Annotated in this window: 10 protein-coding genes; 4 read left to right on the plus strand and 6 right to left on the minus strand. The window is 74.1% G+C overall.

What is annotated here, in order from left to right:
* Nucleotides 1-3 precede the first annotated feature (3 nt).
* Both ACFCY1_RS15425 and ACFCY1_RS15430 read right to left on the minus strand, forming a co-directional pair.
* The gene (locus tag ACFCY1_RS15425) at nucleotides 4-546 is read right to left on the minus strand and encodes an NUDIX hydrolase (protein WP_079272129.1); all 543 of its coding nucleotides are present in this window, start codon (nucleotides 544-546) and stop codon (nucleotides 4-6) included.
* A 21-nt stretch (nucleotides 547-567) separates the two neighbouring features.
* The gene (locus tag ACFCY1_RS15430; RefSeq protein ID WP_074002653.1) at nucleotides 568-2,019 is read right to left on the minus strand and encodes an SDR family NAD(P)-dependent oxidoreductase; all 1,452 of its coding nucleotides are present in this window, start codon (nucleotides 2,017-2,019) and stop codon (nucleotides 568-570) included.
* A gap of 429 nt (nucleotides 2,020-2,448) precedes the next feature.
* Here ACFCY1_RS15430 and ACFCY1_RS15435 point away from each other — a divergent pair, with 429 nt between their 5' ends.
* The gene (locus ACFCY1_RS15435; protein WP_049656920.1) at nucleotides 2,449-3,888 is read left to right on the plus strand and encodes a GuaB1 family IMP dehydrogenase-related protein; all 1,440 of its coding nucleotides are present in this window, start codon (nucleotides 2,449-2,451) and stop codon (nucleotides 3,886-3,888) included.
* Here ACFCY1_RS15435 and ACFCY1_RS15440 read toward each other — a convergent pair.
* Nucleotides 3,849-4,838, minus strand: a complete 990-nt coding sequence (locus tag ACFCY1_RS15440; RefSeq protein ID WP_375874868.1) for a DUF5995 family protein — start codon at nucleotides 4,836-4,838, stop codon at nucleotides 3,849-3,851. The genes ACFCY1_RS15435 and ACFCY1_RS15440 overlap by 40 nt on opposite strands.
* Before the next feature lie 189 nt (nucleotides 4,839-5,027).
* Between ACFCY1_RS15440 and ACFCY1_RS15445 the strand changes: the two genes are divergently transcribed.
* The gene (locus ACFCY1_RS15445; protein ID WP_375874869.1) at nucleotides 5,028-5,867 is read left to right on the plus strand and encodes a poly-gamma-glutamate hydrolase family protein; all 840 of its coding nucleotides are present in this window, start codon (nucleotides 5,028-5,030) and stop codon (nucleotides 5,865-5,867) included.
* Between the two features lie 38 nt (nucleotides 5,868-5,905).
* Here ACFCY1_RS15445 and ACFCY1_RS15450 read toward each other — a convergent pair whose 3' ends face one another.
* Complete coding sequence (locus ACFCY1_RS15450) at nucleotides 5,906-6,301, minus strand: DUF3224 domain-containing protein (RefSeq protein ID WP_375874870.1); 396 nt, start codon at nucleotides 6,299-6,301, stop codon at nucleotides 5,906-5,908.
* Between the two features lie 162 nt (nucleotides 6,302-6,463).
* Nucleotides 6,464-7,555 carry a PP2C family protein-serine/threonine phosphatase gene (locus ACFCY1_RS15455; RefSeq protein WP_375874871.1) on the minus strand — a complete coding sequence of 364 codons (1,092 nt, stop codon included), beginning with the start codon at nucleotides 7,553-7,555 and terminating at the stop codon, nucleotides 6,464-6,466.
* A gap of 209 nt (nucleotides 7,556-7,764) precedes the next feature.
* On the opposite strand from ACFCY1_RS15455, the gene ACFCY1_RS15460 reads away from it, so the two are divergent.
* Together ACFCY1_RS15460 and ACFCY1_RS15465 are read left to right on the plus strand one after the other, a co-directional pair.
* Nucleotides 7,765-8,742, plus strand: a complete 978-nt coding sequence (locus ACFCY1_RS15460) for a pseudouridine synthase (RefSeq protein WP_375874872.1) — start codon at nucleotides 7,765-7,767, stop codon at nucleotides 8,740-8,742.
* Nucleotides 8,743-8,879: 137 nt separating this feature from the next.
* Complete coding sequence (locus ACFCY1_RS15465; protein WP_375874910.1) at nucleotides 8,880-9,638, plus strand: SDR family NAD(P)-dependent oxidoreductase; 759 nt, start codon at nucleotides 8,880-8,882, stop codon at nucleotides 9,636-9,638.
* 84 nt (nucleotides 9,639-9,722) lie between these two features.
* On the opposite strand, the gene ACFCY1_RS15470 is transcribed toward ACFCY1_RS15465, so the two are convergent.
* Nucleotides 9,723-13,406 carry a SpoIIE family protein phosphatase gene (locus ACFCY1_RS15470; RefSeq protein ID WP_375874873.1) on the minus strand — a complete coding sequence of 1,228 codons (3,684 nt, stop codon included), beginning with the start codon at nucleotides 13,404-13,406 and terminating at the stop codon, nucleotides 9,723-9,725.
* Between the last annotated feature and the right edge of the window lie 1,335 nt (nucleotides 13,407-14,741).

Consider the following 14,741-nt stretch of genomic DNA (forward strand, 5'->3'; position numbering starts at 1 on the left):
CCGTCACCCGTTCCAGCGGGCGACGGGGTAGCCGTGCGTTCCGGCCAGCAGCCGCGGGGACAGCCGCGGCAGCCAGCTGCCGAGCACCAGCGCGGACGGGTAGAACATCGGCTCGGGCAGCGCGTCCACCGGGACGCGCTCCCAGCCGCCGCACGCGTGCGGCTCGGTGACCACGGCCTCGGCCAGGCTCGGCGGCGCCAGCACGGCGGCCGTCAGCCGGGGCCGGCCGAGCTCGTGGTCGAGGTGGACGGCGAGCACCCGCATCTCCTCGGCGGGCAGCACGATGCCGGTCTCCTCGGCGAGTTCGCGGGCCGCGGTCCGCTCGAAGGACTCGCCGAGGTCGACCTTGCCGCCGGGCAGGCTCCAGGTCGGCGGTTCGCCGGCCGTGGTCCGGCGGCCGATCAGCACCCGGCCGTCGCCGGTGGGCACGATGACCCCGGCGCCGAGCAGCGGCGCGGTCGGCGGGACCGGCGCGGCGGGCGCGGCCGGCCCGGCGGGTCCGGTGGGCGCGGTCGGTCCGGTCGGCCCGGACGGTGCGGTGCTCAACTCGCCATCCCCTTCGGCTGGTTACCAGTTGGAGCGGTCGTAGTCCTTGAGGAAGCAGCCGTACAGGTCCTCGCCCGCCTCGCCGCGCACGATCGGGTCGTACACCCGGGCCGCGCCGTCGACCAGGTCGAGCGGGGCGTGGAAGCCCTCGTCGGCGAGGCGCATCTTGTCCGGGTGCGGCCGCTCGTCGGTAATCCAGCCGGTGTCGACGGCGGTCATCAGGATGCCGTCGGACTCGAACATCTCCTGCGCGCTGGTGCGGGTGAGCATGTTGAGCGCGGCCTTGGCCATGTTGGTGTGCGGGTGGCCGGCGCCCTTGTAGCCGCGCGAGAAGACGCCCTCCATCGCGGAGACGTTGACCACGTACTTGCGGCGGGACGCGGAGGCGGCCATCGCCGGGCGCAGCCGGCTGATCAGGATGAACGGCGCGGTGGAGTTGCAGAGCTGGACCTCCAGCAGCTCCATCGGGCCGACCTCGCTGACGGTCTGCACCCAGCTGTTGGTGTCCGCGAGGTCGGGCACCAGGCCGCCGGCGTCGATCGCGGTGCCGGCCGCGATCCGGTCGGGCGTCGCGGAGCCGGTGACCAGGGCGAGCGAGGTGACGTCCTCGGCGGTGATCCGCTGCGTGTCGCCGCCCGCCTGGTGGGGGAGGGCGGGCAGGTCGACGCTGCCGCTGCCGAAGCGGCCGATGGTGGTGGCCTGGGGCAGCTCGCCGGCCGGCAGCGGGGCGGACTCGGCGTTGACCAGCTCGCGGTAGGACTCCGGCGGGCGGCGCACGGTCTGCGCGGCGTTGTTGATCAGGATGTCCAGCGGGCCGTCGGCGGCGACCTCGTCGGCCAGGGCCATCACCTGGGCCGGGTCGCGCAGGTCGATGCCGATGATCTTGAGGCGGTGGATCCACTCGGCGCTGTCCGGCATCGCCGTGAAGCGGCGGATCGCGTCGTTGGGGAAGCGGGTGGTGATGGTGGTGTGGGCGCCGTCGCGCAGCAGCATCAGCGCGATGTACATCCCGATCTTGGCCCGGCCGCCGGTGAGCAGCGCGCGCTTGCCGGTGAGGTCGGCGCGGGCGTCCCGGCGGGAGCGGTTCTTGACCGCGCAGTCCTGGCAGAGGTTGTGGTAGAAGGCGTCGACCTCGATGTACCGCTGCTTGCAGGTGTAGCAGGAGCGCGGACGCTCCAGGATGCCCGCGATCTCGGTGGTGGTGACGGTGGTCAGGCCGAAGGCGCCGGCCGTCTCGTCGTCGATCCGGGTGGGCGCACCGGTGGCGGTACGGGCGGTGACCTCGCGGTCGTTGGCGGTCTTGCGGGCCCGGGTCTCCTGGCGGCGGCGCTGCTTGAGGGTGCGGAATATGCCGCCGACGGCCTTGCGGACGGTGATCGCGTCCGGGTGGTCCACGTGCAGCTCGTCGAGCTCGGCCAGCACCTCCAGGCAGAGCCGCAGCCGCTCGGGGTCGAGGCCGGGACCGAAGTCGATCTCCTCCTCGGCGCCCTCGACCGGGTCCTGGCCGAGGTCCGTCCGCCCGGTGCCCGTCTGCTCGATGCCCGCCTGTCGGAGGTCCGTCTGGTCGATGTCCGTCTGACCGATGCTCACGCCTGCTGCCGCTTTCCCGATTCGCCACGCCCACACGCGTGAAGCCAAGCCCCTTACCGCGTGAATGCTACGGGAGCGGTCCGGACCGGGGCGAAAAGCCGACGTCGGAGGGGGTCTTTGGATGATCCTCCATGTCTACGCGCGGAGTATTGATCACGGTTTGTACGCAGCCCCAGCAATGCCCGTCGAACTGGCTTTTGCCCCCACCCTCACGGAGAATCGAACGCTGGGTGCCGGGCGCCCGAGTGCGCTCCGGCGGCATCGCCGCAACCGCACCCGAGGTGTATCCCCCCAGCCAGAGAGCCCTCCTTCATGCGCTTCCTGAACGACCTCAAGCCCTCGTACGACCTGACGTACGACGACGTCTTCATGGTCCCCAGCCGTTCCGCCGTGGGCTCCCGGCAGGGCGTCGACCTCTCCTCGAACGACGGCACCGGCACCACCATCCCGCTGGTCGTGGCCAACATGACCGCCATCGCCGGCCGCCGGATGGCCGAGACCGTCGCCCGCCGCGGCGGCCTGGTCGCCATCCCGCAGGACATCCCCACCGAGGTCATCGCCGAGGTCGTCTCCTGGGTCAAGCAGCGCCACCTGGTGTTCGACACCCCGATCACGCTCGCCCCCGGCGCCACCGTGGCCGAGGCGCTCTCGCTGCTGCCCAAGCGCGCGCACGGCGCCCTCGTGGTGGTCGAGGACGGCAAGCCCGTCGGCGTGGTCACCGAGTCCGACTGCCAGGGCGTGGACCGCTTCACCAGCCTGGCCGACATCATGTCCCGCGAACTGCTGCTGCTGGACGAGGGCATCGACCCGCGGACCGCCTTCGAGAAGCTCACCGAGGCGCACCGCAAGCTCGCCCCCGTCGTGGACGGCGAGGGCCGACTGGTCGGCATCCTCACCCGCAAGGGCGCGCTGCGCGCCACCCTGTACACCCCGGCCGTGGACGAGGCCGGCAAGCTGCGGATCGCCGCCACCGTCGGCATCAACGGCGACGTCGCGGGCAAGGCCGCGGCGCTGATCGAGGCCGGTGCCGACGTGCTGGTGGTCGACACCGCGCACGGCCACCAGGAGTCCATGATCAGCGCGCTGCGCGCGGTGCGCGGCCTGGACCCGCGGGTCCCGATCGTGGCCGGCAACGTGGTCTCCGCCGCCGGTGTCCGCGACCTCGTCGAGGCGGGCGCCGACATCCTCAAGGTCGGCGTCGGCCCCGGCGCCATGTGCACCACCCGGATGATGACCGGCGTCGGCCGGCCGCAGTTCTCCGCCGTCCTGGAGTGCGCCGCCGAGGCCCGCCGGCTCGGCAAGCACGTCTGGGCCGACGGCGGCGTGCGCCACCCGCGCGACGTCGCGATGGCGCTGGCCGCCGGCGCCTCCAACGTGATGATCGGCTCCTGGTTCGCCGGGACCTACGAGTCCCCGGGCGACCTCCAGACCGCCGCCGACGGGCGCCAGTACAAGGAGAGCTTCGGCATGGCCTCGGCCCGCGCCGTCAGCAACCGCACCGCCCAGGACTCCTCGTACGACCGGGCCCGCAAGGCGCTGTTCGAGGAGGGCATCTCGCACTCCCGGATGTTCCTCGACCCGACCCGCCCCGGCGTCGAGGACCTGATCGACTCGATCATCGCGGGCGTCCGCAGCTCCTGCACCTACGCGGGCGCCGGCAGCCTGGAGGAGTTCCAGGAGAAGGCGATCGTGGGCATCCAGAGCGCGGCCGGCTACGCCGAGGGCAAGCCGCTGCACTCCAGCTGGGCCTGACCGGCTCCGGCGCCAGCTGCGCCTGTTGTGCCTGCCGGGCCCGCCGCGTCGGGGCCCGCACCGTCGGCCGTCCGGTTCCTCGCCTCGGGGAGCCGGGCGGCCGCGGCCGTCGCGGGGGGTGTCGCGGGGGCCGTTACGGGGGTGCGGTGCCCGGGGGCCTGGCCGCGGTTCGGGGCGCCGGCCGCTCCGGTATCGCGCCCGTCCTCCGGTCCGCCGCCCTGCCTCCCGCCCTGCCTCCCGCCCGGCCCGAGCGGGAGCAGCAGGACGCGGCCGAGCAGCCCGACCGAACCGTCCAGCGCCGTGGCGAGGGCCCGGGCGGCGCCCGGCAGGTGCCGCAGCTCCCAGAGCGCCTCGACGGTGCCCCAGGCGCCCTCGCGGGCGGCCCCGACCGACCAGGCGCCGAGCAGGTGGGTGAGCGGCTCGGCGCGCTCCAGCAGGTCGGGTCCGGGCATCAGCTGCTCCCGGACGGCCGTCTCCACCTCGGCCAGCACCCGGTCGATCCGGTGGTAGTCCGGCTCGACGTCGGACGGCTCGCAGCCCCGGCGGCGGCAGGTGTCCACGACGGCCAGCGGCAGGTCGTGCTGGATGTGGGCGGCCATCCCGGCCAGCGCGAACTGCAGCGGGTGCACCCCCGGGTGGGCGCGCAGCGCGAACAGCGGCCGCCAGCAGGCGGGCGGCTCCTGCCCGGCCGCGTCGGCGGCCACGGCCCGCAGGTACCGCCCGGCGAACACCACGTCCAGCTCGGCCACCGCCGACGGGTCGGCGAAGCGCCCGCCGTCCAGCCGGTCGCGGACCGCCTCCGTCACGGTGAGGTAGAGCCGGTTGAACACCCCCACCCCGTCGGCCGGGGGCAGCCCCGCCCCGATCTCCCGCAGCCGGCCGACCACCTGCTCGACCGTCCGCGCCTCCACGACCACTGCCGTCGTACGATCCACCGCCGTGTCGGGCATGCGCCACCCTCCGATGCCGATCGTGCACTGATCGCATCATCGTGACAGCGCTGCCCGTGCCCGGGCGGATGCGGCACGCCTCCGCCCGGGCCGGTGTCGCACGACCGGGCCGGTCCCGTCGTGACATGGCGTCGACTTGGCCAAAGCCTTGCCGGTACTTTTCCGATCCCCCACCTCCTGTCATGATCCGTGACCGTGATTAACCGTCGTACCCTGATCGCCGCGTTCGCCGCGGCCCCGGCCCTCAGCACCCTCGGCGCCGCCGTGGGCAGCACCCCCGCGAGCGCCGCCGCCGACCTGTACCCCTCCAACACGGCCCTCTACGCCAACCCGACCGTGGTCGAGGGCGTGGACTACGGCCGCCGCTACCGCCGGCACCTGGTCGACGACCAGAGCCCGCAGGGCCGTACGCCGTTCGTCCGGACCACCGTCATCGCCCCGCACGGCGGCGGCATCGAGGGCGGCACCTCCGAACTGTGCCTGGCCATCGCCGGCTACCACCCGGCCGACCTCGCCCCGGCCCCGGCCGCCGGGCCGACGCACGACTTCTGGATGTTCGAGGGCCTGCGCTCCTCCAACAACAGCGAGCTGCACGTCACCTCGACCCACTGCGACGACGGAGTGGCCCGCGCGATGTGCGTCGGCAGCCGCAACGTGCTGTCGCTGCACGGCTGCACCGCCGCCCAGGCCGGACTGGAGGCCGGCGCCCAGGCCGTGCTGGTCGGCGGCCTGAACCCCACCTTCCGCCAGTACCTGATGGAGGAGTTCGCGGCCGCGGGCATCCGGGCCGTGACCGCCTCCGGCGAGGAGGAGATCGCGGGCATCTCCCCGGAGAACATCTGCAACCGCAGCCTGCTCGGCATGGGCGCCCAGCTGGAGATGACCACCGAGCTGCGGGCCGCGATGTTCGCCCCGGGCAAGAACACCCGCACCGAGCGGGCGGCCAACACCCTGCCGCTGTTCTGGGCCTACGCGACCGCGGTCCGGACCGCGATCCAGCGGCTGGAGGCGACCCAGCCCATCCTCTGACGGACCGGGGCCGCCGGCCGCGCGCGCCGCGGCCGGCGTCAGCCCAGCCCGTACTCCAGGACGTAGGTGTGGGTGCCGGACCCGTCGACGGTCAGGTGGAACTCGCCGGTGATCCCGGCCAGCTCGCCCGTGCCCGTGCCCGGCACCACCCGTATCGTCGTGCCGGTGCTGTCCCAGGCCGCGTGCTGGAGCACGAACGAGCCCTTGCGCCCGTCCAGTTCACCCGTCACGTGCTCCACCGCGACGTACGAGGCCGGGCTGCCGGAGGGGCCCGCGACGGAGAGCATCCGCACCTCGCTCTCCCCGCTCAGCCCGCCCGTGAAGGTCTTGGCGATCCGGACCCGCCCGAACGCCGCGCCCTCCCGCTCCTCCGTCTCCACCGGCTCGAACGCCGTGACCTCGAAAGACCCGCTCGCCCTGCTCCCGCTCCCCATGGCACCGTCCCCTCGTCGATCCGCGACCACCCTGCGGCCGGCTCCCCGCCGACCGTGGACCGAGCCTTGCACACACCACTGACAATCGCGGCCGGGCAGTTCTCCGGACGGCTCTCCGGACCGCTTTCCGGACCGTCCTCCCGAGCCGTCGGCGCGGCCCGGTCACGGCTCCCAGCGGATCGCCAGCACCGCCGCGTCGTCGGCCAGCCCGGCGTCCCCGACCCAGCCGCCGACGTCCGTCAGCACGGCGTCCAGCAGGTCCGCCGGGGTGCCGCCGTGCAGTCCGGGCAGCCGCTCCGCGATCGGGTAGAACCGGCCCGCGGCGTCCCGGGCCTCCGACACGCCGTCGGTGTGCAGGAGCAGCAGGTCGCCGGGCTCCGGGTCGAACCGCCGGTCCGGGTAGCTGTCGTCGGTGAGCCCGAGCAGCCCCAGCGGCGGCGCCGGGAACGGGGGCTCCAGCTCGCTCACCCGGCCCGCGCGGCGCAGCAGCGGGGGCGGGTGGCCGCAGTTCACCAGCCGCACCGGCCCCCGGTCCGGCGCCACGTCGAGCAGCAGCGCGGTGGCGAACCGCCCCTCCTCCGAGGGCCGGGCGGCCAGCGCCGCGTCCAGCCGTTCGGCGAGCCGCCCGGGGTCCGGCTCGGTCCGCGCGGCCTCCCGGAACACCCCGAGGACGTCCGCCGCCGTCTCCACCGCCGGGAGGCCGTGCCCCTGGACGTCCCCGAGCAGGATGCGCAGCCCGAAGCGGGTCTCCACCACGGCGTACAGGTCCCCACCGATCCGGGCCTCGGCGGCCGCCGCCACGTACCGCACCGCCAGGCGCAGCGGCCCGATCCGCTCCGGCGGCGGGCGCAGCAGGGCCCGCTGGGCCGCCTCGGCCACCGTCCGGACCTGGAACAGCTCCCGCTCGCGGGCCGCCACCAGGACGACGCTGGCCGCGCTGGCCAGGGTCGAGGCCAGGACGGTGACCGGCACGCTGATCCGGACCGAGAGCGGCAGCTGCGCGTTGGCCGACTCCAGCAGGCCGACGGCGACCACCGCCGCCGCGCCGACCAGCAGCGGCACCCGGGCCCGCCGGGTGGTCGCACCGGCCAGCACCGGGGCCACCGCGAGCAGCGGCGCCAGGGTGGTCCCGGGCCCGATGGCCAGCGCGGCCACCACGGCGGCGACCAGCAGCAGGAGCGAGCCGTAGAGCAGCAGCCGGGTCCGCCTCGGCAGGTGCAGCGGCGGCACCCCGTCCGGGCAGTCGGCGGTCACGCGTCCTCCAGTGGTGCCGGCCGGTCGGTCCGGCGGATCGGTCGGTTGCTCGGTTCGGTTCGGCCGGTGGGGCGGCTGGTCGGCCCGGTCGGCGGACGGTCGGAGGCCCCCGGCGTCACGAGGGCCTCCGGTCCACTTTCCCTGCCCGGCCCCGGGTCAGCACCTCGGCCGAGGGGCGCGCGCCGGCGCGCACTAGGCTGGGCCGGGAGATGAGACGCAAGAGCCGCCGCCCGGCCTCCCCCCTCCCGCAGCGCCACGGTGTGGACCCGGTCCACCTCCGGCTGCCGCTCGAAGGCCCCTGGCCGACCGTGCGGGACCACCTGGTGGACCGGCTGCCCGCCGTCCCGGCCGAGCGGATCGACGCCGCGCTGCGGGACGGCGAGATCGTCGGCGAGCAGGGCCCGATCGCCTCGGCGGAGCCGTTTCGCCCCGGCGCCCACCTGTGGTTCTACCGGGACCTCCCCGAGGAGGTGCGCGTCCCGTTCGAGCTGGTCGTGCTGCACCGCGACGAGCGCCTGGTGGTGGTCGACAAGCCGCACTTCCTGGCCACCACCCCGCGCGGCCGGCACGTCACCGAGACGGCGCTGTCCCGGCTGCGGCACGCCCTCGACCTGCCCGCGCTCAGCCCCGCGCACCGCCTGGACCGGCTCACCGCGGGCCTGGCCATGTTCGTCGTCCGCCCGGAGGACCGCGGCGCCTACCAGACGCTGTTCCGGGACCGCCTGGTGCGCAAGGAGTACCAGGCCGTCGCCGGGTACGACCCGGAGCTGAGCCTGCCGCGCACCGTGCGCAGCCACATCGTCAAGGAGCGCGGGGTGATCGCCGCCCAGGAGATCGACGCGCCGCCGAACAGCGAGAGCCGGATCGACCTGCTGGAGCGCCGCGACGGCCTCGCCCGCTACCGGCTGCGGCCGCTGAGCGGGCGCACCCACCAGCTGCGGCTGCACATGTGCGGCCTCGGGCTGCCGATCCTCGGCGACCCGGTCTACCCGGTCGTGCTGCCCGAGCCGGCCCCCGACGACTTCCGCCGCCCGCTGCAACTGCTCGCCTCGACGATCGAGTTCACCGATCCGCTGACCGGCCGGGAGCGCCGCTTCGAGACCCGTCGCACACTGACCGCCTGGACCGATCCGCAGGGCTGGGCCGATGACGCCGGTCCCGGGCCCCAGGACCTCCGAACGATCTAGCTAGGGCCAACGTCCGAGCCGGTTCCCGTTCCGGTGGCCGATCCGCCGACCGGCCCGGCGGCGGGATGGTGTGCGGCATGAACGCAGGTACCAACGCAGGCACCAACGCAGACAACAACGCGGGCATGAGCGCGGGCATGACGAGCGCAGGCACCGGCGGGGCGCGGCGCGCCGCCGTACCGCGGAGCGCTCCCGTCGCCCTGGTCACCGGAGCCTCCCGCGGCCTCGGCCTGGCCCTCGCGCGCGCCCTCGCCACCGACGGCTGGCAGCTGGTGATCACCGCCCGGGGAGCGGCCGAACTCGCCGCCGCCGCAGCCGATCTGGCCGCCGTCACCAGGGTCGTCGCCCTGCCCGGCTCCGTCGTCGACGACGACCACCGCGCCCACCTGGCCGGGGCCGCGGAGGAGCTCGGCGGCGCGAGCCTGCTGGTCAACAACGCCGGAACGCTCAACGGCGCCCCCGGCCCCGGCGGGCAACCGCTGCCCCGGCTGGCCGACTTCCCGCTGCCGGGCCTGCTGGAGACCTTCGAGGTCAACACGTTCGCCCCGATCGCCCTCACCCAGCTCGTGCTGCCCCAGCTGCGCGCCCACGCCGGCGCCGTCCTCAACGTCAGTTCCGAGGCCGCCGTGGTGCCCTACCGCGGCTGGGGCGGTTACGGTGCCAGCAAGGCCGCGTTGGACCTCGCCGGCGACGTACTCGCCCGGGAGGAGCCGGAGTTGCGGGTCTGGTCGGTGGACCCGGGCAGTATGCGCACCCGGATGCTCCAGGAGGCCGGCCCCGGCGAGGACGTCTCCGGCGCGCCGCTGCCCGAGCGGGTGGCGCCGGCCCTGCTCGGCCTGCTCCGCGACCGCAGGCCCTCCGGCCGCTACCGCGCCGAGGACCTGGCCGGCCGCTGACGACACCCCCCCGCTCTCGGTGTCCCGCCCCAACTTGCCGCCCGCACACCGGCCGAGAGACGCGGTGCGACAGCCGCCGGTCGTTCAGGCGGACGGTGTTGCCCCCGGGGGCAGCTCCAGCTCGAACCAGACCACCTTGCCGTCCTTGGTCCGGCGGCTGCCCCAGCGGTGCGCGAGCTCGTTGACCAGGTGGATGCCCCGGCCGCCCTCGTCCTCGCTGCGGGCGCGGCGGATCCGCGGCACCTCGGACTCCTGGTCGGCGACCTCGACGGTGAGCACCCGGTTGCAGTACAGCCGCAGTTGGGTGGGCGATCCGGCGTGCACCAGCGCGTTGGTGATCAGCTCGCTGGTGAGCAGCTCGGCCCAGTCGATGAGCGCGTCGAGCCCCCAGGAGGCCAGCGTCTCGCGGGTGAAGCGGCGCGAGTGGGCGACCATGGCGTGGTCGCCGGTGAGCCGCAGGGTGGCGATCCGGTCCGCGCCCTTCGGGCGGACCTGCGCCATGATGACGGCGATGTCGTCCTCGCCGGTGGTCTCGGTGAGCCGCTTCAGGACGGCGTCGCAGGTCTGTTCCAGCGAGCCGCGCCGGTCGGCGACCGTCCGGCACAGCAACTGCAGTCCCTCGTCGAGGTCCTGGCCCCGGCGCTCGACCAGCCCGTCCGTGTAGAGGGTCAGGATGCCCTCCTCGGGAAGGGTGAACTCGGCGCTCTCGAAGGCGACTCCGCCCACCCCCAGTGGGGCGCCGGTGGGCAGCTCGACCAGGTGCGCCCGCCCCTCGGTGTCGGCGACCACGGGCGGCAGGTGCCCGGCGCTGGCCGCGGTGCACTGGCGGTCCACCGGGTCGTAGACCACGCAGACGCAGGTGGCGAACTGGCCCTCGCCGATGCCCGCGGTCGCCTCGTCCAGCCGGTACAGCACCCGCTCGGGATCCAGGTCCAGGGTGATCAACGTCCGTGCGGCCGTGCGGAGTTGTCCCATGGTGGCGGCGGCCCGGATGCCGTGGCCCATCACGTCGCCGACGATCAGCGCGACCCGCCCGGAGGACAGCGGCACCACGTCGAACCAGTCGCCGCCGACCTCGCTGACCACGCTGCTCGGCAGGTAGCGGTAGGCGAGGTCCAGCCCGAGCGTGCGGTGCACCTCCTGTGGCAGCAGGCTGCGCTGGAGGGTGAGCGCGGTGTCCCGTTCGCGGCGGTAGAGCCGTCCGTTGTCGATCGCCAGCGCGGTGCGGGCGGCCAGCTCCTCGGCCAGCGAACGGTCCGCCGACCCGAACGGCACCGGGTTGCGGGAGCGGACGAACTCCGCGCCGCCCAGCACCTGTCCGCGCGCCACCAGCGGCACCATCAGGTACGAGTGCACCCCGGCGTCCAGGCTCGGCTGCACCCGGTCGGGCGAGGCGACGATCCGGCTCAGCTCCTCCTCGGTCACCTCGGAGACCAGGATCGAGCGCCGGGTGCGCAGGCTCTGCGCGTACAGCCCGGCCGACTGCGAGGTCTCGCCCACCTGGTCGGCCGCCCCGAGCATGCCGCCGTCCGGGCCGGTGTCGCCGACCGCCACCGCCCGCATCAGCACCGGGCCCTCCGCCGGGACCGCCCCGGGCTCCTCGCCGCTGAGCACCGCCTCGCGCAGGTCCACGGTCACGAAGTCGGCGAAGCGCGGGATCACCACCTCCACCAACTCCCGGGCGGTGCGGTGCAGATCGAGCGTGGTGCCGATCCGGTTGCTGGCCTCGTTCAGCAGCGACAGCCGCTGCTGGGCGGCCCACGCCTCGTCCAGCGCCCGCTGCCGGGCGGCGGCCGCGTCGCGCTCGCGGGTGAACAGCAGCGCGTTGTCGATCGAGACGGCCGCCCGCACCGCCAACTCCCCGGCCAGCGCCACGTCGTCGTCATCGTACGGGCGCTCGACCCGGGTGCGGTAGAAGCCCGCCACGCCGACCGGGGTGCCGCGCGCGATCAGCGGGACCACCATGAACGACAGCACGTTCTGCTCCCGTACGGCGGCTTGCCGCACCGGGTCGTCCGCGAACCAGGCCATGCCCTCCTCGTCCATCCTGGGCACCAGGACGGGCTTGCGGTGCGCCAGGCACCAGGCGTACGGCGAACCGGGCACGAAGCGGTGCAGGTTGCCGGTGCGGGCGATCGGCGCCAGCGTCGAGCCGGGCACCGAGTGGAAGGCCATCCGCCGCAGCAGCGCCGAGCCGTCCACCGGGGCGGTCGCCTCGCGCTCGCCGCGGACCAGCTCCTCCAGCACCTCCACCACCACCGTGTCGGCCAGCCTCGGTGCCGCCACCTCGGCCAACTCCTGCGCGGTCTGGGCGAGATCGAGCGTGGTGCCGATCCGGGCGGAGGCCACGTTGACCAGCGCCAGACGCTCCTGCGCGGCCCTCGCCTCGCGCAGCGCCTGCTGCCGGGCCAGCACGGTCTGGTGCTGGCGCAGGTACAGCCGGGCGTTGTCGATCGCGACGGCCGCGCGCGAGGACAGCTCGTCGCCGAGCGTGATGTCGGCCGCCGCGAAGGACTCCCGCGCGCCGCGCCGCGAGTACACCACCATGCCGAGCGTCGTACCGCGCGCCACCAGCGGGGTGATCCGCACCGAGCGCGGGCGGTCGCCCAGGTAGGCCTGGCGGCGGCTCTCGTGGACGGGCTCGCTCAGCATCGGCAGCTCCCAGGAGGGCACCACCACCGTGCGCCCGCCGGCCAGCGCCCGGGCGTACGGGGAGTCCGGCCGCAGCTCGTACACCGCGTCGACCGGCAGCGAATCGGCCGGGTAGACAGCGTCGGCGGAGGCGATCGCCAGGCGGCGCACCAGCAGCGGGACGTCCGGTGCGGGCGGCTCCACGTTCCGGCCGGCCACCAGTTCCTCCAGCCCGAACACCGCGCTGATGTCGGCGACCCTCGGCACCATCGCGTCGACCAGCTCCCGGGCAGTCTGCCGCAGGTCCAGCGTGGTGCCGATCGAGGCGGTCGCGTCGACCAGCAGGGACAGCCGCTCCTGGGCGCGGGCCGCCCGGGCGTCGGCATGGAACCGCTCGGTGATGTCGATGACCGTGGCGCACACGCCGAGCACCCGGCCGCCGCGGTCCCTCAACCGGAAGTACGAGGCCGACCAGGCGTGGTCGTGGCTCGGGTCGCCCGGGGTACGGCCGTGCGCCAGGTCGTCCACCACCGGCTCGCCGCTCTCCAGCACCCGGCGCATCACCGCCTCGGACTCCGGGGCGTTGATCCCCGGCAGCACCTCGGTGAGCCGACGGCCCAGCGGCTCCTCGACGCTCAGGCCGTTCGCGTCCGCCAGCGCCGCGTTCAACCGGACGAAGCGCAGGCCGGTGTCGAACACCGCCATGCCGACCGGGGACTGCGTGAAGAACCCGTCGAGGAGCGCCAGATCGGCCTGGAGCCGGCGCAGCGTCGTCACCTCGGAGGCCACCGCCAGCACCATCGGGGCGCCGCCCGGGCCGCGGATCGGATACGTACGGAACTCCAGGTTCACCAGGTGCCCGTCCCGGTGCCGCACCGGGAACACCCCGGACCACGACCGGCCCGCCAGGATCTGCCGGAACAGCTGGAGCACCTCCGGCCGGTGCTCCTCGGAGGTCAGCAGCGTCGCCGCCCGCGCCCCCACCGCCTCCTGCGCAGGGTGCCCGAGCAACGCCTCCGCGTCACCGCTCCAGTGCAGGATCCGCCCGTCGGCGTCGATCAGCGCCGTGGCGATCGGCACCATCAGCAGGGCGTCCTGCCGAGGCTGCCCCGCGCGCTGCGCGTATTCGTCCACCATGGCCAGAGAACCGTCCCAGAAACCGTCCGGAGATCGTTCCCACCAGCCCTGCCATCTTCGCACGCACCCCCACCCACCGCAGCCGCCCCAGCCCCCACACCCCGCACCCACCCTCAGGCCCTGCCCACGGCGGCAGGGCCTCCACCACCACCTCGAACCGGCAGCTCCCGCACGAGAAGTCGATCCAGCCGGCTCCCTGTGCGCCCTACCCGAGCACGGTTCCTGTCGCTGCGGCCTCCACCACGCCCCGAGCTGGTGCCCGCGCGAGAAGTCGGCCCAGTCGACTTCTCGCGTCCCTACCCTCAGACGCCGCCCACGGCAGCGCGGCTTTCACCACCACTCGAACCGACAGCTCCCGTGCCATCCGTCGGCCTCGGAGCGACTGCCCCGAGCCCCTCACCCCGGTTGTGCGCAGGAAGTCGACCGGGCCGACTTCCTGCACCCCGCACCCTCTGGCGTTCTCGATACCGGTGCGGCCTCCCGCTGCCGCGACGAATCGACGGGTCCCGTGCAGGAAGTCGATCCAGCCGACTTTCCGTGCTTCGAGTCCGAGTGCGGTTCCTGCCGGCAAGGCTTCCAGCACGCCCCCCAAGCGGTGCCCGCGTAGGAAGTCGGCTTGGCCGACTTCCCATGTCCTGCTCCAGTGACCCTGCTCGCCAGGCAGCGTATTGCCAGGGCTTGCTTCGCTTGTGCCGCGCTATCTGTTTGGCCTCGGCGCGAGCGTCCGGAAGCAGCCCACCCCCGGCTGCGCGCAGGAAGTCGACCGGGCCGACTTCCTGCACCCCATTCCCAGGTGTTGTCCATGGCGGTGTGGCCTTCACTGCCGCGACGGATCGGTGGGTTGCGCGCGGAAAGTCGATCTAGCCGACTTTCCGTGCTTCCTGCCCGAGCGCGGTTCCTGTTGTTCCGGCCTCCGCCAGGGCCCCGAGCCGATGTGTGCGCGAGAAGTCGGCCCGGTCGACTTCTTGCGCCTCGCCCAGTGGCGCTATTCAGGACGGGGCGTTTGGTCGGGGTGCCCGCTTCGCCGGTGTCCGGCTCGCACTTCAGGCGGCCGAGCTCCGGTTGATGTCGGTGGAGCCGGGGCGGGCCCTTCCGCCTGGGTGTGCGTGGGAAGTCGATTGAGCCGACTTCTCGTGCGCTTGGAGGGTGGGATTTCAGTGTGTGGGCTCCCGGTCTGCTCACGAATTGTCCGTCGGCCTCGGCGCGGTCGTCCGGAGGCCTTCAGCATTCTGGCGCCTGGATCGGCCCCGGCGGCTCCGGGGTTCGCTGCTTCAGGCCACATGTTGCGGCAAATGGCATCGGCAGCGGCTCAATTTGGGTTCTGGGTCACGGAAA

The sequence above is a fragment of the Kitasatospora sp. NPDC056273 genome, from assembly GCF_042268845.1.
Classification (GTDB): Bacteria; Actinomycetota; Actinomycetes; order Streptomycetales; family Streptomycetaceae; genus Kitasatospora.

Coding starts and splice junctions, on each gene's coding strand:
- ACFCY1_RS15435 (WP_049656920.1), top strand. CDS start 2,449: ATGCGCTTCCTGAACGACCTCAAGCCCTCGTACGACCTGACGTACGAC.
- ACFCY1_RS15440 (WP_375874868.1), bottom strand. CDS start 4,838: ATGCCCGACACGGCGGTGGATCGTACGACGGCAGTGGTCGTGGAGGCG.
- ACFCY1_RS15450 (WP_375874870.1), bottom strand. CDS start 6,301: ATGGGGAGCGGGAGCAGGGCGAGCGGGTCTTTCGAGGTCACGGCGTTC.
- ACFCY1_RS15460 (WP_375874872.1), top strand. CDS start 7,765: ATGAGACGCAAGAGCCGCCGCCCGGCCTCCCCCCTCCCGCAGCGCCAC.
- ACFCY1_RS15465 (WP_375874910.1), top strand. CDS start 8,880: ATGACGAGCGCAGGCACCGGCGGGGCGCGGCGCGCCGCCGTACCGCGG.
- ACFCY1_RS15470 (WP_375874873.1), bottom strand. CDS start 13,406: ATGGTGGACGAATACGCGCAGCGCGCGGGGCAGCCTCGGCAGGACGCC.